Here is a 21720-nt window from a genome sequence, read left to right as displayed (position 1 = left end):
CGGATCGAGACCAAAGCGCGGCGGCATTTACCGGGCGGAAACCGTTGCTGTCGTTGAATGCGAGCATGGCTCAGTTGCGCATGGAAGTTCGCGATTCGGCCGGCACCATCCTGCCGGGCTATGGCGACGCATTCTTCGACCTCAGGCTCCCCGGCGATCACTGCCGCGTAGCTCAGACCCTGCTGCGGATGATCCGCGGCGACGATGCCCGCTCACCGGTCCACAGCGTCCACTTCTTCCGTGACGCGTCCGAGATCGGGAGCTGGTCGGTCGAAGACGAGCGGGTCGAAAGCTTCATCGACGCCTGCGTGCACACGCCGCCGGCAGCGGCTTAGCGCCACCGGCTCCAGAAGACGTCCTCGCGGACGGCCCGGCTTTCACGCGATGCGCGGGTGCGCCGCCTGGTGCCAGGTCCAGGCCGAGCGGATGATCGTGCCGAGATCGGACCGATGCGCCGCGAAGCCGAGCTCCTGCCGGGCAAGACGCGGATCGGCGACCAGGACCGGTGGATCGCCGGCGCGGCGCGCGCGCACCACCAGCGGGATCCGCTCGCCGGTCTCCCTGCCGATTGCATCGACGATCTCGCGAACCGAATGGCCGCGGCCGGTGCCGAGATTGTAGGTGCCACCCGAACCGTTCTGCAGCAGACGCTCCATCGCCGCGATGTGGGCTGCCGTGAGATCATCGACGTGAACATAGTCGCGCACGGCGGTTCCGTCGGGTGTGTCATAGTCGGTGCCGAAGATCGCGAAGTCCGGCACATGGCCGAGGATCGCCATCAGCGCCCGCGGGATCAGGTGCGTCTCGGGATCGCGCAGCTCACCGATCAGGCCTGACGCGTCGGCGCCGCCAGCGTTGAAGTAGCGCAGCACGATGGCCGACAGGCCGTAGGCCGCCTGATAGTCCGCCAGGATCTGCTCGATCATGTATTTCGAGCGGCCGTAGGGATTCAGGGCCGAGCCCGCGGCGCTCTCGGGAATCGGCTTCCGCCCGGCGTCGCCATAGACCGCGCCGGTCGAGGAGAACACCAGCCGCGCGCAGCCGGCCTCGCGCATGCCCTGCAGCAGGCGCAGGCTGCCGGCGACGTTGTTGAGATAGTATGCCTCCGGATCGGTGACGGATTCGCCGATCGTGCTCGGCCCGGCCAGGTGCATGACCGCGCCGACCCCGTGGGCGCGGATGGTGTCAGCCACTCTGGCGCTGTCGGCGATGTCGCCGACCACCAGCGGTCCCCACCGCACGAAGCGGCGATGGCCGGTGGACAGATTGTCGTAGCAGATCGGCACGTAGCCGGCCCCGGCAACAGCCTTGCAGCAATGAGCCCCGATGTAGCCGGCGCCTCCGGCAACCAGGATCGCTCCGTTGTGACCCATGCATGAAGGCCTTCTGATCAGCGAACGGCTGGACCCAGTCGCGGATGCGAAATGTGACCCAGCGCGGCGACCGCTGCAACCGGGCAGCGCGCCGGCCGGCGTCACCGACAACCGCTTGGCGGCACGCCGCTCTGCGCGCTCTTAACGGTCTTGCACCCCGGCCGGTCGTCCGGTGGCGGTCAGGTGATGCCGAATAGCTGATGTCACGCGATGGCAGCACGACATCTAGCCGTGAACAGACCTCGTACCCGGCTGCGCCGCTGATTCGGACGCGGTTCGTTCAAGTCGCGTTCTGAACGTTAACGTGAGCGCGCGCGACGTCGCATTCTGGGACATCATGCGCGGGCTGGTCGCGGCAGCGAGTGCAGCGCCGATGTCGTTGGCGCGGTCGCGGCGCGGCGATCGCGGGCTGTGCCCGTGTGCTCAACCTGCTGGCCTGTTAGCTGGTTCATCACGGTCCGATCGCCTGCCGGTTCCGTTCGGCGCGCAGATGTCCATGCCCCGCGGCGCATGGCTCACAACCCAGAGTCCAGGTGGCACGCGGCGCAGAATGGGGTACGAGTCGTCGGACTGATCAGCGTCGGCCGATGCAGGAGGCTCCCTTGAGTGAAACACCTGGTAACGTCGACGCGGCGGCGCGCGCTGCATCGACGCCGCCCCCCTCCTCCGCCGCGGCGCCCGGGCTCTGGGCGCGTCTCGGCATTCCGCTGCTTGCGGTGATCGCAGCGCTCGCCTTCGTGGCGCTCGCGACCACGCGCTGGAACGCCTGGACCGGCAACGCAACGACCCAGTCGACCAACGATGCCTATGTGCGCGCCGACCTGACGCAGCTCTCGAGCCGCGTGGCCGGCGAGGTGACGAAGGTTGCGGTCAGCGATTTCCAGCAGGTCAAGGCCGGCGACCTGCTGGTCCAGATCGATCCGGCCGACTACGAGGCACAGGTGTCGCAGGCCGAAGCCAATGTCGAAGCGGCGCAGGCGGCGCTCGACAACCTCAGCAACCAGGTCGAGCTACAATACGCGACCATCGCCCAGGCCGAAGCGCAGCAGGTCTCGGCCGGCGCGGCCGAGGTGCAGGCCAGGCAGGAGGAAGAGCGCCAGCAGTCGCTGTCGCAGAGCGAGGCAGGGACCAAGCAGCGGCTGGAACAGGCAACGGCCGCCTATGCCAAGGCACAGGCGGACGTGCGCGCGAGCCGCGCGGTGATCGCCGCCCAGCGCCACCAGTTGGAGGTGCTCACCGGCACCAAGAAGCAGCGCGGCGCCGATCTCGCCGGCGCCAAGGCCGCGCTCGCCGCGGCGCGGCTCAAGCTCGGCTACACCAGGATCACTGCGCCATTCGACGGCGTCGTCGGACAGCGCCAGGTGCAGGTCGGCGACTACGTCAACATCGGCAGCAGCCTGATCGCGGTGGTGCCGCTGCCGCATGTTTTCGTCATCGCCAACTACAAGGAAACGCAGCTCACCCATGTCGCGCCCGGCCAGCCGGTCGAGGTCACCGTGGACTCGTTCCCGGGCCAAAGGCTGCATGGCCGCGTCGAGCGGATCGCGCCGGCCTCCGGCTCGCAATTCGCGCTGCTGCCGCCCGACAATGCCACCGGCAACTTCACCAAGGTCGTGCAGCGCATTCCGGTCCGCATCGCCCTCGACGGCGACCAGCCGCTGCTCGCGCGGCTGCTGCCGGGCATGTCGGTCGAGACCCACATCCGCACCGCCGGCCAGGCCGATGGCACCAAGTGAGACCGATCGCGGACCGCTGTCGCGCGGCGGCCAGGCGGCGCATCCGCTGTTTGCCGTCGGGGCGGTGCTGCTCGGCTCGTTCCTGGCGAATTTCGACAGCCGGCTGACCTCGGTCGGCCTGCCCGATCTGCGCGGCGCGTTCTCGCTCGGCTTCGACGAGGGCGCATGGCTGTCGACCGCCGCGATCGGCTCGCAGATCTTGATCGCGCCGGCGGTGGCGTGGCTCGCGACCGTGTTCGGCCTGCGCCGTGTGCTCGGCATTCCCAGCCTGATCTACGCGGTGCTGTCGCTGATCATTCCGTTCGTGCGCGACTATCCGACCTTGATCGCGCTCGCGATCCTGCACGGCATGCTGCTCGGCACCTTCGTGCCGGCCACGCTCATGATCATCTTCCGCAACCTGCCGATCCGCTGGTGGCTGCCGGCGATCTCGATCTATGCGATCCGGGTCGGCTTCGCGCTGGATACCTCGACCTCGCTGGTCGGTTTCTATGTCGAGCATCTCGGCTGGCAGTGGCTGTACTGGCAGGGCGTCGTGCTGGCTCCGCTGATGGCGCTGATGGTCTATCTCGGCACCCCGGCCGAGCCGGTCAACCGCACGCTGCTCGAGAACGCCGACTGGGGCGGGATGCTGCTGCTCGGCAGCGCCGTGGCGATGATCTATGCCGGGCTCGACCAGGGCAACCGGCTCGACTGGCTGCAATCGGGCACGGTGATGGCGCTGCTATCAGGCGGCGCCGCGCTGTTCGTCCTGTTCCTCGTCAACGAGGCGCTCGCCCCGCAGCCATGGGCGCATTTCAACGTGCTGTTCTCGCGCAACATCGGGCTGTCGCTGGTCGTGATCCTGCTCTACACGCTGACCAGCCTCTCGAATGCGTCGCTGGTGCCGAACTTCCTCGCCACGATCACGCAGTTGCGGCCGGAGCAGAGCGGCTCGCTGCTGTTGTTCTACGGCGCGCTGCCGATGATCGTGCTGGTGCCGCTGTCGATCGTGCTGCTTCGCCATCTCGATCCCCGCATCGTCGTCGTGCTCGGTCTCAGCGCCTTCGCCGCGGCCAATCTGCTCGGCACCCAGATCACCCATGCCTGGGCGCGCGAGGATTTCATCGTCATCGTCGTGCTGCAGTCGATCGGACAGGCCCTGACCTTGCTGTCGATCATCATCCTCGCGCTGTCGAATTCCGATCCGGCCCGCGCGACCTCCTTTGCGGCCTACATCCAGGTGATGCGGCTCGGCGGCGCCGAAATCGGCGTCGCCCTGATGGGAACGTGGCTGCGGGTGCGCGAGCAGGTGCACTCGGCCTATCTCGGCCTCAACATCCAGAGCGGCGATCTCGACGTCGCGCGCGCGCTGCAACGGCTGACCGGCTATTTCGCCGCGCATGGCGGCGGCCAGGCCAAGGCGCGCGCCGTCGGGACCTTGGCCGCGCAGGTCCAGCGCGAGGCCAACGTGCTCGCTTATCTCGACGCGTTCTGGCTGTGCTTCTGGCTCGCGATCGCCGCGCTCCTGCTGGTCGCCCTGATCACGCGCGCGCCTCCGGGCCCGTTCTCGCCGACACCGATCAGTCTGAGGGCGGCGTGGATGCGACGGTTCGGATCGTCGACGACGTGAGCGGGCCCGCCCCCGCATGCGGGGTCGTAGCTTTCTCTCCAACGACGCCGGCGCGCCTCTGCGCCTTTAACCTTCTCGCGAAAGCCGAGCCGCGGCGATCAGGATCGCCGGCGCTGCATGTTGCGCGCCATGTCCGAGAGCTACGACATCTAGCCGTGAACAGATTTCAAACCTTGATTCGCAAGCGATTCGGACGCGGTTCGTTCCAGCCGCGTTCCGAACGTTAACGTCGCTGCGATGAGCGTCGCATTCTGGGACATCATGCGCGCGATGGTTGCGGCAACTCGTCGAGCGGCCATTTCGGACGCTTGATCTTCTTGTAGGGCAACGTCGTCACGTCGCGCGCGACCACGCCGGGCGCATCGACCATGATGATGTCGGCCGCGATCGGCGCAAATGCCGCGCGGAAATGCTGGGCGGATTTCACCACGACGAGCTTGCGCGTGGCAGGATCGCAGCCGAGCTGGGTGAAGAAGTCGGTGCCGAACGCCTGGCAGCGGAACGTCGTGATCACGACCTCGACGCCATTGCTCGCGATCAGCGCGCAATCGCCGAGCTTGGCGGGCGTGCCGGCGAGGCCCGTCATCACCATGTTCTCCTTCAGCGCCTTGATCTCCCAGGTCGCATCGACGGGATCACCCGACAGCGGCCCGATCTTGCCGCCGATCCGCAGCGGCAGCTTGGCGCCGACGCCTGCATCGAAGGCGATGCGCACCGCGATCGGATCCCAGAGTGGGCCGAGGCAGGCATTGCCGATGTTGCGGTCGAGCAGCCGGCGCAGGATGAAGGTGGAATCGCCGGGCGCTCCGCCGCCGGGATTGTCGCTGGCATCGCCGAGCACGATGGTGCCGTCTGTCGCCAATGCCTGGTCAAGCGCGGCATCGACGCCGGGCATGCGCTCGGTCACCGCCTCGCGCAAGCCGATCAGTTCGTCCGCAAGGCGGCGTGCCAGCGCCTTCGCCCTGACACCGTCCGGATCGACGGCGGCATCGCTATAGACCAGCACCTTGGTGCCCATGGACGGCGTGTCGCCCCAGCCGAAGCCGTGAACGATCGAGACCGAGACGATGCCGTCCTTGCCTTCCAGCGCGGTGATGCGGTCGACGAAGCTGCGCACCGGCTCGCGCGTGGTGTGCAGGGTGACGATCATGTCGGTGTCGACCAGCGCCTTCTGCAGCTTCAGCCGCTTCTCGGCGATCTCGGTGCAGTGTTTCACCAGATCCTGCGCGCGCTCGAGAATGTCGGTGTGCGGATATTCCTTCCAGCAGATCAGAAGATCGGCGCTTCTGACCATCAGCTCGCTCATATGGACGTGGGGGTCGAGCGTGGCGCCGACGACCACATCGGGTCCGACGATCTCGCGTATCCGCGCGAGCAGCTCGCCCTCGCAATCATCATAGCCGTCGGCGATCATCGCGCCGTGCAGGCCGATCAGCGCCATGTCGACCGGCAGCGCGGCTTTGAGGTCGGCAAGGATCTGGTCACGCAGGGTTTCGAACGCGGCGCGGGTGACGAGCCCGTTGGGCACGGCCGCGGCCACCAGCCCTTCGATCAGCGTCCAGCCCTTGGACGGCCCAACCTGGCGCGCAGCCCATAGTGGCCCGCCATGCATCTGCATCTTGTCCGGGTGCTGGCCGGCGGGGAAGTAGGCGCGCTCATGGAAGGTCGCGAGCCCCGTGGGCATCGGCGCGAAGGTATTGGTCTCGGTGGCAAGGGCGGCGGAGAAGACACGCATGAAGGCTGAACCCGGTGGTTGCGAGGAAAGGCAGGCGCGCACCGGCCCGGCCGGCGATGCAGGCCCACAAAGAAACGGACCTCATCAGGAAGCGCAAGAGACCCATGCGAAGGGCGACCGCCGCACAGCGCATGGGACGGAAAACAGCGCGGCCTGATCCCGCTGCGCCGGATGATGCCTGATGCATTTGGCAATCGATGAGGCTACGATCGGCTACATGGCGGACGATAAATTGAAACGGCGGTTGACGACAGTGCTGTGCGCGGATGTGCACGGCTATTCCCGCCTCATGGGAGCCGACGAAGCCGGTACGCTGGAGACGCTGCGCCGCTACCGCACGGCCATTGCAGGATTGGTGGAGCGCCATGACGGGCGCATCGTCAATACTTGGGGCGATGCCGTGATCGCCGAGTTCGCCAGTGTCGTCGAGGCCGTGCGGTGTGCCGTCGAAATTCAGCAGGAAATCAGTCAGAAGCCCACGCCATCCAACGGACACCAGATGCAGTTTCGCATCGGGATCAATCTGGGAGATGTGATGGTGGATGGTTCCGATATCTTCGGCGATGGGGTCAATATCGCGGCGCGCCTGCAAGAACTGGCCGAGCCCGGCGGCATCGTGGTCTCGGCCCCCGTCTACGACCAGGTGCACAACAAACTGACTGTCGGCTTCGACTGTCTTGGCCAGCCACCGCTGAAGAATGTTGCCCCCGTGACCAGCTATCGTGTCACGATCGGCGGCCGTTCCGGCCAGCGACCCGACCTCCCGGTTGACGACGGCGCCCTCCATGCGCGCGCGTTTGCGGCCTCGAGCGCTCCACCTCCTTTTCGCGACGGCGATGCGCGATCCACGTCGATCACCTCGATCGCGGATCACTTCGCGAGCCTGCCTCGTCCCCTCGCAATGGCCCTCACGGTCTCCGGCTTTCTGCTTCTGATCAATGTTTTCACCGGTCTGCACAGAGTCTGGTTTCATTGGCCGGCCGCAGCATTGCTGTTCGCCGGCATCATGCGGACGGTGCTCCAGAGCAGGCCTCCTTCGGACAAGATTGAGCGACGTCGGACGCGCCGGGACTAAGCGGCTGGTGGTTGCGAGCGCTCTATTCGGCCCGGAATCAGATCGAAGCCCGGCATCGCGAAGGTGCGCTTTAACGGCTGCGGGCTGACGGTCCGGAAAACGCCGATATCCTGCTACGATCTCACAGGCCGTCACTCCTACGCCTGCTCGGGGCTTCGCGAACACACAGATGGAGACAGCTTGAGAATGTCGCATGGCGGCTTGGCTCCGCGCGACCGGGCATTACGCCCGCACAGACTGCTCCTCGACCGACCTGATCGCCACGGCCGCAACCTGGGCCAGAGCCTCACGGTCGCCGCCGGAGGAGGCCATCACGCTCATGCCCGTGATCACGGCCGAGACGTAACGCGCGAGCGCGGCCGGATCCGCGGCCGGGGCCAAATCGCCTTCGCGCTTGGCGCGCTCGAAACGGTGCCGGAGCTGCTCCTCGGTCTGCGCACGGCGGGCCGCGAGCTCGAACGGCACGTTGGCGGAGCCGGAGCCGCAGGCGAGACCGCCCTGCACCAGCAGGCAGCCGGGCGGATTGGAGGGATCGGTCTGTTTCTCGGCGACGCCCATCAGCATCCGCGCGGTGACCTCGCGGGCGGTCGGCGCGCTCAGCACCTCGTCCATCCAGGCCTCCCGTCGCGCCGTGTAGCGGTCGAGCGCGGCCTTGAGCAGGGCTTCCTTGCTGCCGAACGCGGCATAGAGGCTGGGCGGGTTGATGCCCATGGCGTCGGTGAGCTGGGCGATGGTCGCGCCCTCATAGCCATGGCGCCAGAACACCTCCATCGCCTGGTCCAGCGCGGTGTCGCGATCGAAAGTCCGGGGCCGTCCGATGCCCATGTGCAAAACTCCTGTTCCCGTCTCCGCCCCGTCTGATTCTTATCTAGTTGTTATTGAACGCGATTTCTTTGATCTGGCGCAGTCGCCGAAAGTCGGGCTACTATTTTCGTAGTATCCGTTACATAAGTCTCTTGCGAACGGGTTGCCAGCGCCACATTTGTAGCGAGCACTACAAATCTGGAGCGCGCCAATGCCTTCGCCCGAAATTCGTTCTTCCGGCCGCCTGAAGCGGTGGCTGGGCACCGTCGCCGCCGCCGGCCTGGTGATTGCCGCCGGATCCTACGCCGGCTCCCAATATTTCCATCTCAGTCCCGCGCCGAATGCGGCCCGCGCGGCGGCCCCCGAACAGGCCGTCCCCGTGACGGTTGCCGTCGTCGAGCCGCGCCAGGCGAGCCTGTGGGACGAGTTCTCCGGCCGGCTCGAGGCGGTCGAGCGGGTCGAGATCCGGCCGCGGGTGGCCGGCGCCATTCTCGGCACCAATTTCACCGAGGGCTCGCTGGTCAAGGCCGGCGACGTCCTGTTCAAGATCGACCCCGCGCCCTACGCCGCCGAGGTCGACCGGGCGCAGGCGCAGCTCGAGGCTGCGCGGGCCCGCGCATCCTTCGCCGCCAATGAGCTGGAGCGCGGCGCGCAGCTGGTCGGCAACTCCATCGTCACCAAGCGCGACTACGACCAGCGCGACAACGGCAATCGCGAGGCGATCGCCAACGTCAAGGCCGCGGAAGCGGCGTTGCAGGCCGCAAAACTCAATCTCGACTACACGCAGGTGCGCGCGCCGGTCGACGGCCGGGTCGGCCGGATCGAGGTCACCGTCGGCAACCTCGTCGCCGCCGGGTCGGCCTCGCCGGTGCTGACCTCGCTGGTGTCCGTCAACCCGATCTATGCGAGCTTCGACGCCACCGAAGAGCTGGTGTTGCGCGCATTGTCGGCGATTGCCGACGGCTCCGGCAAACGCGGCAATCTCGACCGCATCCCGGTCGAGATGACGACCTCAGGCGGCATCACGGCATCCGGCCATATCCAGTTGATCGACAATCAGGTCAACGGGCAGAGCGGCACGATCCGCGTCCGCGCCGTGTTCAAGAACGAGGACGGCCGGCTGATCCCCGGCCAGTTCGCGCGCGTGCGCATGGGCCAGCCGCAGCAGCAATCGCTGGTGCTGCTCGACGAGCGCGCCATCGGCACCGACCAGGACAAGAAATTCGTGATGGTGGTCGGCGACGACGAGCGCGCTGTCTATCGCACGGTCAGCCTCGGCGGCAGCGTCGATGGCCTGCGCATCATCTCCGCCGGCCTCAAGCCCGGCGAGCGCGTGGTCGTCAACGGCCTTCAGCGGGTGCGGCCGGGCGCGTTGCTGAAGACGCAGGTGGCAGCGATGGGCGCAAGAGATGGGGCCGACAACAAGCAGCTGGCGCAGCGCTGAGCGTCATCGAGGCCCGTCTGCCAACGCCAACCACAACTGTCGTCCCCGCGAAAGCGGGGACCCATAACCACCGGCCGTGCTTGTCGACCAAGAAAGATGACCCGCAGTCTTATTCAACAACTGGCCTTCCGCGGTATGGGTCCCGGCGTTCGCCGGGACGACGCCGAGGGTGAGGCGACAGCGAGATCCTATTTGGCGCCGCTCAGCGTCTTTGAACAAGCCTACCGACAACTAACAACGTCAGCCACGCGCTGAAGTCTCCCGACCACGGGGCCTCCCATGAACCTCTCCAAATTCTTCATCGATCGGCCGATCTTCGCAGGCGTGCTGTCGACGCTGATCTTCCTCGGCGGCTTGATCGCGCTGTTCTCCATGCCGATCTCCGAATATCCCGACGTCGTGCCGCCCTCGGTGGTGGTGCGCGCGACCTATCCCGGCGCCAATCCGAAGGTGATCGCCGAGACGGTGGCGACGCCGATCGAGGAGCAGATCAACGGCGTCGAGAACATGCTCTATATGAGCAGCCAGGCGACCACCGACGGCGCGATGACGCTCACGGTCACCTTCAAGCTCGGCACCGATCCGGACAAGGCGACGCAGCTGGTGCAGAACCGCGTGCAGCAGGCCGAGCCGCGGCTGCCCGCCGTGGTGCGCCAGCTCGGTGTCATCACCAAGAAGAGCTCGCCCGACCTCACCATGGTCGTGCATCTGATTTCGCCGAACGGCCGCTACGATACGACGTACCTGCGCAACTACGCGGTGCTCAACGTCAAGGACCGGCTGGCGCGCATCGACGGCGTCGGCGACGTGCAGCTGTTCGGCGCCGGCGACTATTCGATGCGGGTGTGGGTCGATCCGCAGAAGGCGGCCGAGCACGGCCTCTCCGCCTCCGACATCGTCAAGGCGATCCAGGCGCAGAACGTGGAGGCCGCCGCCGGCGTGGTCGGCGCATCGCCGAGCGTCAAGGGGCTCGATTTGCAGCTCTCGGTCAATGCCGAGGGCCGGCTCTCCAACGAGGACCAGTTCGCCGACATCGTGGTCAAGACCGGCACGCATGGCGAGATCACGCGGCTGCGCGACGTCGCCCGCATCGAGCTCGGCGCCTCCGAGTACGGCCTGCGCTCGCTGCTCGACAACAAGCAGGCCGTGGCGATCCCGATCTTCCAGGCGCCCGGCTCCAACGCGCTGCAGATCTCGGACAACGTCCGCGCCACCATGGCCGAGATCAAGAAGACGATGCCGGAAGGCGTCGAGTACCACATCGTCTATGACCCGACGCAGTTCGTGCGCTCCTCGATCGAGGCCGTCGTGCACACACTTTTCGAGGCCATCGTGCTGGTCGTGATCGTCGTGATCCTGTTCCTGCAGACTTGGCGTGCCTCGATCATCCCGCTGCTGGCTGTCCCCGTCTCGATCGTCGGCACGTTCGCGGTGATGCATCTGTTCGGCTTCTCGATCAACGCGCTCAGCCTGTTCGGCCTGGTGCTCGCGATCGGCATCGTCGTCGACGACGCCATCGTCGTGGTCGAGAACGTCGAGCGCAACATCGAGAGCGGCCTGTTGCCGCGTGACGCGACGTATCAGGCGATGCGCGAGGTGTCGGGCCCGATCATCGCGATCGCTCTGGTGCTGGTCGCGGTGTTCGTGCCGCTCGCCTTCATCTCCGGCCTGACCGGGCAGTTCTACAAGCAGTTCGCGCTGACGATCGCGATCTCCACCGTAATCTCCGCGGTCAACTCGCTGACCCTGTCGCCGGCGCTGTCGGCGCTGCTGCTCAAGGGCCACCACGAGCCCAAGGATCGCCTCACCCGGATTCTCGATCGCACGCTCGGCTGGTTCTTCCGCGGCTTCAACCGCGCCTTCGTCCGCGCCTCCAACAATTACAGCGGCAGCGTGTCGAAGGTGATCACCGGCAAGGCCGCGGTGATGATCCTCTACGTCCTGCTGGTCGGCGCCACCGCCGTGCTGTTCAAGCAGGTGCCAGGCGGCTTCGTGCCGGGCCAGGACAAGCAGTACCTGGTCGGCTTCGCGCGGCTGCCGGACGGCGCCACGCTGGACCGCTCCGAGGAGGTGATCCGCAAGATGAGCGACATCGCGCTGACGCAGCCCGGCGTCGAGAGCTCGGTCGCCTTCCCCGGACTGTCGATCTCCGGCTTCACCAACTCCTCCAATGCCGGCATCGTGTTCTCGACCCTGAAGCCGTTCGACGAGCGCAAGGATCCGTCCTTGTCGGGCGGCGCGCTGGCGATGGAGCTGAACAAGAAATACGCCGGCATCCAGGACGCCTTCATCGCGATGTTCCCGCCACCGCCGGTCAACGGCCTCGGCACCATCGGCGGCTTCAAGCTGCAGATCGAGGACCGCGCCGGCCTCGGCTACGAGGCGCTCAACGACGTCACCAAGGCGTTCATGGCGGGCCTGCAGAAGTCGCCCGAGATCGCCGGCGTGTTCTCCAGCTTCCAGGTCAACGTGCCGCAACTGTTCGCCGACATCGACCGCACCAAAGCGTTGCAGCTCGGCGTGCCCGTCACCGAGGTGTTCAACACCCTGCAGATCTACCTCGGCTCCTACTACGTGAACGACTTCAACAAGTTCGGCCGCACCTATTCGGTGCGCGTGCAGGCCGACGCACCGTTCCGCGCCCGAGCCGACGATATCCGCCAGCTCAAGGTGCGCTCCGCCTCCGGCGACATGGTGCCGCTGTCGGCGCTGCTGAACGTGCGGCAGAGCGCCGGGCCCGAACGCGCCATCCGCTACAACGGCTTCTTGTCATCGGACATCAACGCGGCAGCGGCGCCCGGCTTCTCCTCGGGCCAGGCGCAGGCGGCGGCCGAGCGGGTCGCGGCCGAGGTGTTGCCGCCCGGCTTTGCCTTCGAATGGACCGACCTGACCTATCAGGAGTTCATCGCCGGCAACTCCGGTCTGTGGGTCTTTCCGCTGGCGATCCTCCTGGTGTTCCTGGTGCTGGCCGCGCTGTATGAGAGCCTGACCTTGCCGCTCGCGATCCTGATGATCGTGCCGATGGCGCTGCTGGCGGCGATGGCCGGCGTCTACCTCTCGAAGGGCGACAACAACATCTTCACCCAGATCGGCCTGATCGTGCTCGTCGGCCTCTCCGCCAAGAACGCGATCCTGATCGTCGAATTCGCGCGCGAGCTCGAATTCGCCGGGCGCACGCCGCTGCGCGCCGCGATCGAGGCGAGCCGTCTGCGGCTGCGGCCGATCCTGATGACGTCGATGGCCTTCATCATGGGCGTGCTGCCGCTGGTGCTGTCGACCGGAGCAGGCTCCGAGATGCGGCGCGCGATGGGCGTCGCGGTGTTCTCCGGCATGATCGGCGTCACCGTGTTCGGCCTGTTCCTGACGCCGGTGTTCTATGTGCTGCTGCGGACGCTGACCGGCATGAAGCCGCTCACCCAGCATGGCGGCCACGGTACGGTGGCGGCTCAACCCGCGGAGTAAACAAGAATGTGAACGCGCGTGATGTCGAGGGTCCAGAAACGCGATCGTCTCTTGATTCGTAGAGACAAATGGCCGCTGGCGTCCCCCATCACGCTCCCAAGATGATCCGTTTCGCGATCAATTCTACAGGACTGTGAAACGGATCACAGACCAGCGCAGCGGGATGGAGGACGCCAACTCCAGCACGTTGCGCCGACCCGGCGGCCTGTCCCGCACCAGGCCGCCGGGTCATTTGACCACAAGGAGTTGCAACATGGATTTTTTGAATCAAATGGTGGCAGCCCGGCTGATGAAGACGGCCGAGGGTTTTCAGCGCATCGGAGCACATGGAGGATTTCGCCGTCTCGCCGGCCCGGTCAGCGCTACGGCCAGCTCACGCCCCGCGGTGGGCCTGGTCGTCGACAATGCGGCAGCAGGTGATCCGTCGCTATCGCAGAGCTGCCCGGAGCGCGATGGCTGCGGCGCCGGCCTGTAGCGGCGCGCCTTGGCGCCGCATCAATGGCCAGCACGCGCGCCTTTGAACGAAGCCGCGGCAAAACACGAAGTAACGACATCTATGGCGAAGACCGGCTTTGGCGCGTGATGGCTGCTGCGCCGGAACAGCTCATGGGCGCTTGCATCCTGCGCGATCGAGCATGTCCCTGACGATCAAAGGCGTTGCCGGCGTTTCCGCCGCGTCCTGCGCTGCGGCAGCGGAGCTCAGCGCCTGCCCGACAGTCGCTGCGCTCAAGTTCAACGAGGTGCGGCAGGTCGCGCGCCCCATGCTTGCGACTGCGCCAGCGGCCTCGCCGACGCCGGCAAGGTAGGCGGTGAGAACCTGCTGGGCCGTCCGGTCGGTCGGCGCCTTCTCCAGCATCTGAACCACCTGCGCGACCGATATCAGGCCGCGAGAGGTGGATGGCGCGGCGCTGGATGGAGAAGTCGTCATAACAGCGGACGCGAAGGCGACAGCGACGGCCAGTCTGGCCCGGCAATGAGACATGAGGTGGCTCCTGAGCTAATATCCCATCTGTCGAACGAAAATAAATTATTGTCAAACGATAATTTTTGATCGTATCGTGATCCTGTCGGCGCACTGCCGAAACACCAATCAACCGTGGGGGCCATTCGACCATGACGCAAACAGCAGAGATGTCCGGCACGAGTGCCGCGCGCTCCGGACGCAGCAATCGCATTCGCCGGCTCAGCCAACTGATGGCGGCAAGCTGTCTCGTCACCTCCGCGCTGCTCGCCGCGGCAATGGCGCTCTACTGGGCTTTGACGCCCACGCCCATGCTGTTCAGCCAGGCCGGAATTCCAGATGCTCCCGTGACCGAGATCGACTTCTCCACACGAGCCCTCGCGTTCGGCATCGCCATGGTCCCGCTGGGCACGCTGATCTGGGGCCTGCTGAGCGGACGTCGTTGCTTCGACGCGTTCGCCGCCGGCCGCATCTTCTCGCGGGACTCGATCCAACAGCTCAAGACGTTTGCGATCGCAGTCGCGGCATCAGCCCTGCTGAAACCACTGGCCGGTGCGGCGCTGTCCGTCGTTCTGAGTTTCCGTCAACCGGCGGGAGCGAAGACCCTCGCGCTGAGCGTCGGATCGGATACGCTCATAGCGCTGATTTTCGCAGGGACGGTTGCGGTCATCGCCTGGGTGATGACGGAGGCGCTGGAGATCGCCGACGAAAACAAGCAATTCGTCTGAAGGACAGGACATGCCGATCCGAGTGCGGCTGGGCGTGATGCTCGCCGAACGCAATGTGAAGTCCAAAGATCTGGCCGAGTACGTCGGGATCACCGAGGCCAACCTGTCCCTGCTCAAACAAGGCAAGGTGAAGGGTGTGCGCTTCGAGACCCTCGAGCGGATCTGCCGGTTTCTCGGCTGCCAGCCCGGAGACCTCCTGAGATATGAGGAAGCGCCGTCGACGGAGATGGACATCGGGTGAAACCGCAACCGCGATCAAGATCATGCGTTGCGGTGAAGCGGACGGGCGGCCGCACGGCGCCCCTGCCACGCGAACCGGCTCCATTAGCGCTTCGCCGCGACGCCGCTAATGCAGCGCATGAACGCCAAAATAGCATCATGTGACGATCAAAACTCGCGCTTGCCAGGGCTTGGTCCAGCCGATAGCTTTTTTGAACCTTTCAAGCGCGACGGATCATCGAGCATGCTTTTTCTGCGGACCAACTCCACGACGGCAACAGTGTCGAACGCGACGGATCGGCCTGTCAGACGCGCAGCCGCAACCGTCTCGAAGACGGTGCTGGTGACCGCAGCCGCGATGCTAGGTCTCCTCGTTTCCGCGCAGGCGCGTGATCTCACCGTCGTGTCCTGGGGCGGCAACTACCAGGACGCGCAGCGCAAGATCTACTTCCAGCCCTTCGCCGCCAAGCTCGGCGCCACCGTGCTCGACGAGAGCTGGGACGGCGGCTATGGCGTGCTGCAGGCCAAGGTGAAGGCCGGGGTGCCGAACTGGGATGCGGTGCAGGTCGAGGCCGAGGAGCTCGAACTCGGCTGCAGCGACGGCATCTATGAGAAGATCGACTGGAGCAAGATCGGCGACAAGAAAGGCTTCATCCCGGCCGGCGTGAGCGATTGCGGCGTCGGCGCCATCGTCTGGTCGACCGGAATGGCGTTCGACGGCGATAAGATCAAGGACGGGCCGAAGACCTGGGCGGACTTCTGGGACACGGCAAAGTTTCCGGGCAAGCGCGGCCTGCGCAAGGGCGCCAAATACACGCTCGAGTTCGCGCTGATGGCCGACGGCGTGCCGGCGACCGACGTCTACAAGGTGTTGAAGACCAAAGAGGGCGTCGAGCGCGCCTTCAAGAAGCTCGACGCGCTCAAGGCCGACATCGTGTGGTGGGAGGCCGGCGCGCAGCCGCTGCAGCTGTTGTCGTCCGGCCAGGTCGCGATGACCTCGGTCTATAACGGCCGCATCACCGCCATCAACCGCACCGAGGGCAAGCATTTCGGCTTCGTGTTTCCGGGCAGCATCTATGCGGTCGACAGCTGGGTCGTGCTCAAGGGCTCGCCCAACAAGGATGCCGCGATGAACTTCATCGCCTTTGCGAGCCAGGCCGAGAACCAGGCCAAGCTGCCGGAATACATCGCCTACGGCCTGCCGAACATCGCCGCTGCCAAGCTGGTGCCGGAGAAATACGCCGCGGAGCTGCCGACGACCCCCGAAAACCTGAAGCAGGCGATCGCGCTGGACGTCGGCTTCTGGACGGACAATTCGGAAGAGCTGTCGAAGCGCTTCAACGCCTGGCTGGCGCGCTGAGGCCCGCCGCTTCCGCACACCGGGCGCGCGATCGTCGCGACGCGCGCCTGCCCGCCTCGTATGAGTCCCGGCGAGGTCCGCGCCGAAAGCCTTCGTCATGGATACCCCCTTCATCTCGTTCCGGCAGGTGGTCAAGCGCTTCGCCGCGCTGACCGTGGTCGACGATCTCGACCTCGATATCGCCCGCGGCGAGTTCGTCGCCCTGCTCGGCCCCTCCGGCTCCGGCAAGACCACGCTGTTGATGATGCTGGCCGGCTTCGAGCAGCCGACCAGCGGCACGATCGCAGTCAATGGCGTCAGGGTCGACGGGCTCCCGCCGCACAAGCGCAACATGGGCGTGGTGTTTCAGAACTACGCGCTGTTCCCGCACATGAGCGTGCGCGACAACATCGCGTTTCCCCTGAAGATGCGCGGCACGCCCAAGCCCGAGATCGCCACGCGGGTCGCGCGCGTGCTCGACATGGTGAAGCTGTCGGCCATGGCCGAGCGCAAGCCGGCGCAGCTCTCCGGCGGCCAGCAGCAACGCGTGGCGCTGGCCCGCGCGCTGGTGTTCGAGCCGCAGGTGGTGCTGATGGACGAGCCGCTCGGCGCGCTCGACAAGAAGCTGCGCGAGCAGATGCAACTCGACATCCGCGACCTGCACCGCCGGCTCGGCCTCACCATCGTATTCGTCACCCACGACCAGGACGAGGCGCTGACGATGTCCGACCGCATCGCCGTGTTCAACCACGGCAGGATCGAGCAGATCGGCACGCCGCGCGAGATCTACGAGCTGCCGCGGACGCCGTTCGTCGCCGAGTTCATCGGCGAGACCAACCTGCTGTCGTGCAAGGTGGCTGAGCAGGCCGGCGAGGCGATGCGGCTGACGACGGACTCGGGCCTTACGCTTTCGGCGCATGCCGGCGCTGATCGCGTCGATGGCGGCAAGGTGCAGGTCTCGATCCGACCCGAGGCGATCCGGATCAACGATCATGCGGCCGCAACCGCAAACCGCCTGACCGCGCGCATCATGGACGCGGTGTATTTCGGCGATCACATGCGTCTGGTCGCCACGGTCGGCGCGCAGCGGCTGATCATCAAGGGCGACCGTGCCGGCCAGGCCGCGGAGGTCGGCAGCGAGGTCGCGCTATCGTTCGCGGCGTCGGATGTCTGGGTGGTGGGATCATGCGACCAGACCTCCGCCAACGGTTGACGGCATCTCTGCTGCTCGCGCCGCTTCTGGCGTTCATGCTGTCGTTCTTCGTCGTGCCGCTGGTGACGATGATGAAGTCGGCGGTGTCCGATCCGGTCGCGACCGAGTCCCTGCCCCGCACCCACACGGCGCTGGCGCGCTGGGACCGCACCAGCGTGCCTCCTGCAGCGGCGCAGGCCGCGTTCGTCGACGACATCCGCAGGCTGACCAATGACGAGCAGTTCGGCGATCTCGTGCGCCGCCTCAACAGCGCGCAGTCCGGCTTCCGCAGCCTGCTCGGCAAGACCCGCCGCGCGCTCGACGGCGACGGCGCGGCCGACCTCGCCGCGATCGATTCGCGCTGGAGCGAGACATCCTATTGGATGACCATCGCGGACGCCGTCGCCTCGCCCTGGACCGACAAGAACCTGCTCGCCGCGGTCGACCTCGAGCGCGACGCCGCCGGCGATATCGCCGCGATGCCGGAGGGCAGCTCGGCCAACCGCCTGATCATGATCCGGACCTTCGTGACCTCCGCGCTGGTGACGCTGGCCTGCATCCTGATCGGCCTGCCCTACGCGATGGTCGCCGCATCCGTGGAAGGCTGGCGCCGGCAGGTGCTGCTCGGCGCCGTGCTGCTGCCGCTGTGGACGTCGCTCCTGGTGCGCACCGCGGCCTGGTACGTCGTGCTGCAGGACAACGGCCTGATCAACGCGACCCTGAGGGGGCTCGGCCTGACCTCCGGTCCGGTCCCGCTGATGTTCAACCGGCTCGGCGTCGTCATCGCGATGACGCATGTGCTGCTGCCGTTCATGGTGCTGCCGATCTTCAGCGTGCTGATCGCGATCCCGCGCAATCTGATGCCGGCGGCGGCATCGCTCGGCGCGCATCCGCTGCGCGCCTTCCTCCACGTGCTGCTGCCGCTGTCGATGCGCGGCGTCGTCTCCGGCGCGCTGCTCGTGTTCATGGCCGCGCTGGGCTACTACATCACCCCCGCGCTGATCGGCGGCGCCAACGACCAGATGATCTCCTCGGTGATCGCCTATTACGCCACTGGCGCGGCGAACTGGGGCATGGCCGGCGCGCTCGGCCTCGTCCTGCTGGCGATGACCATCCTGCTCTATGCCGTCTACATCCGGCTGACCTCGGCCGAGGAGCAGCACGCATGAAGCTCCTGCCGGTCGTCAAGCTGCTGTTCGCGATCGCCGTCGTCGTGTTCCTGCTCGGGCCGCTGATCGCGGTGCTGCCGCTGTCGCTGACCGACAGCGTGTTCCTGAACTATCCCATTCCCGGCTATTCGACGCGCTGGTTTCGCGAGCTGGTCACCGCCGAATCCTGGCGGCTGTCGATCGTCAACAGCCTGCTGATCGGCTCGGGGACCACAGCCCTCGCAACGCTGCTCGGCACGCTGGCCGCGCTCGGCCTGCGCGGCAAACGCGCCTCGCTGCTGGTCTCGACGCTGCGCACGGTGTTCTTGCTGCCGATGGTGGTGCCGGCGGTCGTGCTCGGGGTCGGCATGCAGCTGATGTTTTCGCGCTACGGGCTCACCAACACCTATCTCGGCGTCATCATCGCGCACACCGTCGTCGCCGTGCCGTTCGTGCTCGTCAACGTCTCCTCGGCCTTGCAGGGCGTCGATCTCCAGCTCGAGCGCGCCGCCGCGAGCCTCGGCGCCTCGCCCACCGTGGTGCTGCGTACGGTGACGTTTCCGATCGCGCTGCCCGGCATCATCTCCGGCGCCCTGTTCGCTTTCGCGACGTCACTCGACGAGGTCGTGCTGACCTTGTTCGTCGCCGGCCCCAACCAGCGCACCCTGGCGCGGCAGATGTTCGCCACCATCCGCGAGAACATCAGCCCGGCGATCGTGTCCGCCGCGGCCGTGTTCATCGTCGGCACCATCGTGCTGTCACTCGCGATGCTGGTAATCCGTCGGCGGATGGCGTGACGTTCCGTAGGGCGGATTAGCGCAGCGTAATCCGCCGCCTCGCGCACGAATGGCCGTCCATATTGCAGCAGCCGAAGCGGAAGAAGGCGGATTACGCTGCGCTAATCCGCCCTACTCGATGAGCTATCCCGCCTTCACATATTTCCGCCAATCATGTTCTTCCTTGAACCCGAGCACTTCGCGCGCTTTCCTGTTCGACAGCGGCGCCTCGCGCTCGCCGAGGTCGCGGGTGATCGGAGTCTTCGGGCAATAGCGCTGCAGCAATTCGCGCGTCGGCATATTGGCCGTCACCGTGTCATTCACGGCGTTGAAGACCTGGAAGCCGAGACCATCCTTCTGGATCGCCAGATGCACGATCTCGCCGAGGTCGCGCGCGTCGATATAGGACCAGGCGTTGCGCTTGCGCGACGGCGGGTCGGCGAGGAAACGCGGGAACATGTCGTATTCGTGCGGCTCGATGACATTGCCGATGCGGAGTGCGTAGATGTCGATGCCGTAGCGCATGGCGAAGGCTCGCGCGGTCTTTTCGTTCACGACCTTGGACAGGCCGTAGGAGTCCATCGGGTCGGTGTCGTAGTCCTCCTCGAGCGGAAAGCTCCTGAAATCCTTGTCGCCCTCGGCGAAGCAGACTCCATAGGTTGTCTCGCTGGAGGCGATGATGATCTTGCGTACGCCGAGCTTCGCCGCAGCCTCGATGACGTTGTAGGTGCTGACAGTGTTGACGCGAAAGGTCTCATTGTCGGGCTCGATCAGCACGCGCGGGATCGCGGCGAAATGCACCACCGCATCCGGCGCCCGTGGCGGCCGGCCGGCGTTGAAGCCGCCGAAGCCGTAATGCGTGGTCAGCGCGTTGAAGGCCTGGCCGCTGTCCGTCAGATCCGCGATCAGGGTGTTGATCCCGGGGTGATCGAACGGCTTGAGATCGACGTTGAGGAGCTCGTAGCCCTTGCCCTGCAGATGTGGCAGCACATGCCGGCCCGCCTTGCCTGTTCCGCCGGTGAACACCACGCGTTTGCTTGTCATCGTTCTGTCCTCGTGAATGCGCCGGTTCTAGCAGCTTCGGTCGCAGCCGCTCCATAGGAACTTCCAACCCGATTCTCTGTGGTCTGACGGGCCGCCGGGCGGCGCTGGCCGACGAACACAGCGGTCGAAGAATGATCAATTTAAAATTGAAAATCGATAACGCACAATTTCAGAACGATGATTGCAATCCGAAACTTGCCGGTCCGCTGATGGGCCGACGCTCGAGCAACTCGTCCGCATGCGATCAGCAACGATGCTGGCGGCAACCGCGAGCGAGAATCTTTCTCATTATCAGTAGCCAAGTTCCCGAACGCGTGATAGGTATCTAATGGCAGTCAAGTAGATGCATCTGGCGGCTGGCCCGCCCTGGAAGGACGCCGTCATGCGATTGTCGTCTTGTGTCGTCGCGCCGTCATTTGTTGCTGTGTTGGCGACGATGCTGTTCTGCAGCCCGGCGGTCGCGCAGCCCCCCAAAAGCTCCACGCTTCCCGATATCACGGTCGATGCACCCAAGCAGGCTGTACGGCCCTATCGGCCGCAGCACGCAGCCGGCGCGGTGACGTCGCGCCGGGAACGGCCAGTCGCTCAGGCCGCATCCCAGGCCACGCAATCGCCGTCGGCTGCGCCAGGCTCTGTGGAAGCTAGGTTCGCCAGGCTGGAGAGAGCTGCCACTGGTTGCAACGGCGGCTGCGAGACAAGCTTCAAGTCCGGCAACGCGCCTTGGGTCGGATGCAGCCTGTCGGGCCAGGAATTCTCACATTTCGATACAACCTGCAGCGACACGCTCAGATACAAGCACTATGCGGACTGTGCGGAGACCAAGGCGTTCCTGGGCTGGGATCGCAATAAGGTCTGGCTGCATTGCAGCAGCCTCTTGGCCGGCGGCAAGTTTCAGGTCGCCGAGCTGAAGCGAGCGCGGCGCGCCCGTTAGTCCGCCTCAGCTGAGCTGAAGTTGAAGCACATTTGCCGGCCTGCGCGTGCTCCGGTCGACACCTCGTGAGCCGACGTCTTTCTCACGCGTCCTGCGATGTTTATCTGGTCTCAGCGCGTGACCGTATCTCACGCACATTGA

19 protein-coding genes are annotated in these 21720 nt (G+C 66.0%); 14 read left to right on the top strand and 5 right to left on the bottom strand.

The features are described from left to right. Window positions 1-80 precede the first annotated feature (80 nt). Window positions 81-335 carry a hypothetical protein gene (locus tag ACQR1X_RS29420; RefSeq protein ID WP_434900144.1) on the top strand — a complete coding sequence of 85 codons (255 nt, stop codon included), beginning with the start codon at window positions 81-83 and terminating at the stop codon, window positions 333-335. Window positions 336-377: 42 nt separating this feature from the next. Here ACQR1X_RS29420 and galE read toward each other — a convergent pair whose 3' ends face one another. Then, the gene (gene galE / locus ACQR1X_RS29415) at window positions 378-1373 is read right to left on the bottom strand and encodes a UDP-glucose 4-epimerase GalE (protein ID WP_434900143.1); all 996 of its coding nucleotides are present in this window, start codon (window positions 1371-1373) and stop codon (window positions 378-380) included. Between the two features lie 602 nt (window positions 1374-1975). On the opposite strand from galE, the gene ACQR1X_RS29410 reads away from it, so the two are divergent. Together ACQR1X_RS29410 and ACQR1X_RS29405 are read left to right on the top strand one after the other, a co-directional pair. Continuing rightward, window positions 1976-3109: an HlyD family secretion protein gene (locus ACQR1X_RS29410; protein WP_315801859.1), complete on the top strand. Its 1134-nt coding sequence runs from the start codon at window positions 1976-1978 to the stop codon at window positions 3107-3109. After that, window positions 3096-4721 carry an MFS transporter gene (locus ACQR1X_RS29405; protein WP_434900142.1) on the top strand — a complete coding sequence of 542 codons (1626 nt, stop codon included), beginning with the start codon at window positions 3096-3098 and terminating at the stop codon, window positions 4719-4721. Before ACQR1X_RS29410 ends, ACQR1X_RS29405 begins: the two co-directional genes overlap by 14 nt. 259 nt (window positions 4722-4980) lie before the next feature. On the opposite strand, the gene ACQR1X_RS29400 is transcribed toward ACQR1X_RS29405, so the two are convergent. Then, entirely contained in the window at window positions 4981-6456 is a 1476-nt protein-coding gene (locus tag ACQR1X_RS29400; RefSeq protein WP_434900141.1) for a M81 family metallopeptidase, read from the bottom strand. Window positions 6457-6673: 217 nt separating this feature from the next. Between ACQR1X_RS29400 and ACQR1X_RS29395 the strand changes: the two genes are divergently transcribed. After that, entirely contained in the window at window positions 6674-7531 is an 858-nt protein-coding gene (locus ACQR1X_RS29395) for an adenylate/guanylate cyclase domain-containing protein (protein WP_316217226.1), read from the top strand. Window positions 7532-7753: 222 nt separating this feature from the next. On the opposite strand, the gene ACQR1X_RS29390 is transcribed toward ACQR1X_RS29395, so the two are convergent. After that, window positions 7754-8356: a TetR/AcrR family transcriptional regulator gene (locus ACQR1X_RS29390; RefSeq protein WP_315801856.1), complete on the bottom strand. Its 603-nt coding sequence runs from the start codon at window positions 8354-8356 to the stop codon at window positions 7754-7756. A gap of 190 nt (window positions 8357-8546) precedes the next feature. On the opposite strand from ACQR1X_RS29390, the gene ACQR1X_RS29385 reads away from it, so the two are divergent. The 3 genes from ACQR1X_RS29385 (at window position 8547) to ACQR1X_RS29375 (ending at window position 13716) form a co-directional block, all read left to right on the top strand. Continuing rightward, complete coding sequence (locus tag ACQR1X_RS29385; RefSeq protein ID WP_434900140.1) at window positions 8547-9779, top strand: efflux RND transporter periplasmic adaptor subunit; 1233 nt, start codon at window positions 8547-8549, stop codon at window positions 9777-9779. Between the two features lie 279 nt (window positions 9780-10058). Next, the gene (locus tag ACQR1X_RS29380) at window positions 10059-13241 is read left to right on the top strand and encodes an efflux RND transporter permease subunit (protein ID WP_434900139.1); all 3183 of its coding nucleotides are present in this window, start codon (window positions 10059-10061) and stop codon (window positions 13239-13241) included. A 253-nt stretch (window positions 13242-13494) separates the two neighbouring features. Then, on the top strand, window positions 13495-13716 hold the full coding sequence (locus tag ACQR1X_RS29375; RefSeq protein WP_434880451.1) for a hypothetical protein: 222 nt from the start codon (window positions 13495-13497) through the stop codon (window positions 13714-13716). Window positions 13717-13845: 129 nt separating this feature from the next. On the opposite strand, the gene ACQR1X_RS29370 is transcribed toward ACQR1X_RS29375, so the two are convergent. Beyond that, a complete protein-coding gene (locus ACQR1X_RS29370) occupies window positions 13846-14097 on the bottom strand; it encodes a hypothetical protein (RefSeq protein WP_316179560.1) in 252 nt (83 codons plus the stop codon). A 452-nt stretch (window positions 14098-14549) separates the two neighbouring features. On the opposite strand from ACQR1X_RS29370, the gene ACQR1X_RS29365 reads away from it, so the two are divergent. The 6 genes from ACQR1X_RS29365 (at window position 14550) to ACQR1X_RS29340 (ending at window position 19625) form a co-directional block, all read left to right on the top strand. Next, a complete protein-coding gene (locus tag ACQR1X_RS29365) occupies window positions 14550-14930 on the top strand; it encodes a DUF2975 domain-containing protein (RefSeq protein ID WP_434900138.1) in 381 nt (126 codons plus the stop codon). A gap of 10 nt (window positions 14931-14940) precedes the next feature. After that, window positions 14941-15171, top strand: coding sequence for a helix-turn-helix domain-containing protein (locus ACQR1X_RS29360; protein ID WP_434839669.1), 231 nt, complete (start codon window positions 14941-14943; stop codon window positions 15169-15171). A 336-nt stretch (window positions 15172-15507) separates the two neighbouring features. Then, window positions 15508-16509, top strand: a complete 1002-nt coding sequence (locus ACQR1X_RS29355; protein ID WP_434846799.1) for an ABC transporter substrate-binding protein — start codon at window positions 15508-15510, stop codon at window positions 16507-16509. Between the two features lie 97 nt (window positions 16510-16606). After that, on the top strand, window positions 16607-17701 hold the full coding sequence (locus ACQR1X_RS29350; RefSeq protein ID WP_315801850.1) for an ABC transporter ATP-binding protein: 1095 nt from the start codon (window positions 16607-16609) through the stop codon (window positions 17699-17701). 35 nt (window positions 17702-17736) lie between these two features. Beyond that, window positions 17737-18849, top strand: a complete 1113-nt coding sequence (locus tag ACQR1X_RS29345) for an ABC transporter permease (RefSeq protein WP_434893599.1) — start codon at window positions 17737-17739, stop codon at window positions 18847-18849. Further along, the gene (locus ACQR1X_RS29340; RefSeq protein ID WP_434893593.1) at window positions 18846-19625 is read left to right on the top strand and encodes an ABC transporter permease; all 780 of its coding nucleotides are present in this window, start codon (window positions 18846-18848) and stop codon (window positions 19623-19625) included. Before ACQR1X_RS29345 ends, ACQR1X_RS29340 begins: the two co-directional genes overlap by 4 nt. A gap of 123 nt (window positions 19626-19748) precedes the next feature. Here ACQR1X_RS29340 and ACQR1X_RS29335 read toward each other — a convergent pair whose 3' ends face one another. Next, window positions 19749-20648, bottom strand: a complete 900-nt coding sequence (locus ACQR1X_RS29335) for an NAD-dependent epimerase/dehydratase family protein (protein ID WP_315801848.1) — start codon at window positions 20646-20648, stop codon at window positions 19749-19751. A gap of 343 nt (window positions 20649-20991) precedes the next feature. Here ACQR1X_RS29335 and ACQR1X_RS29330 point away from each other — a divergent pair, with 343 nt between their 5' ends. Continuing rightward, window positions 20992-21579 (top strand): hypothetical protein, encoded by a 588-nt coding sequence (locus ACQR1X_RS29330; protein ID WP_434900137.1) that lies wholly within the window; start codon window positions 20992-20994, stop codon window positions 21577-21579. Window positions 21580-21720 lie beyond the last annotated feature (141 nt).

Source organism: Bradyrhizobium sp. HKCCYLRH3073, from assembly GCF_051167995.1.
GTDB lineage: Bacteria > Pseudomonadota > Alphaproteobacteria > Rhizobiales > Xanthobacteraceae > Bradyrhizobium.
This window is presented reverse-complemented; position numbering and strand designations above follow the sequence as displayed.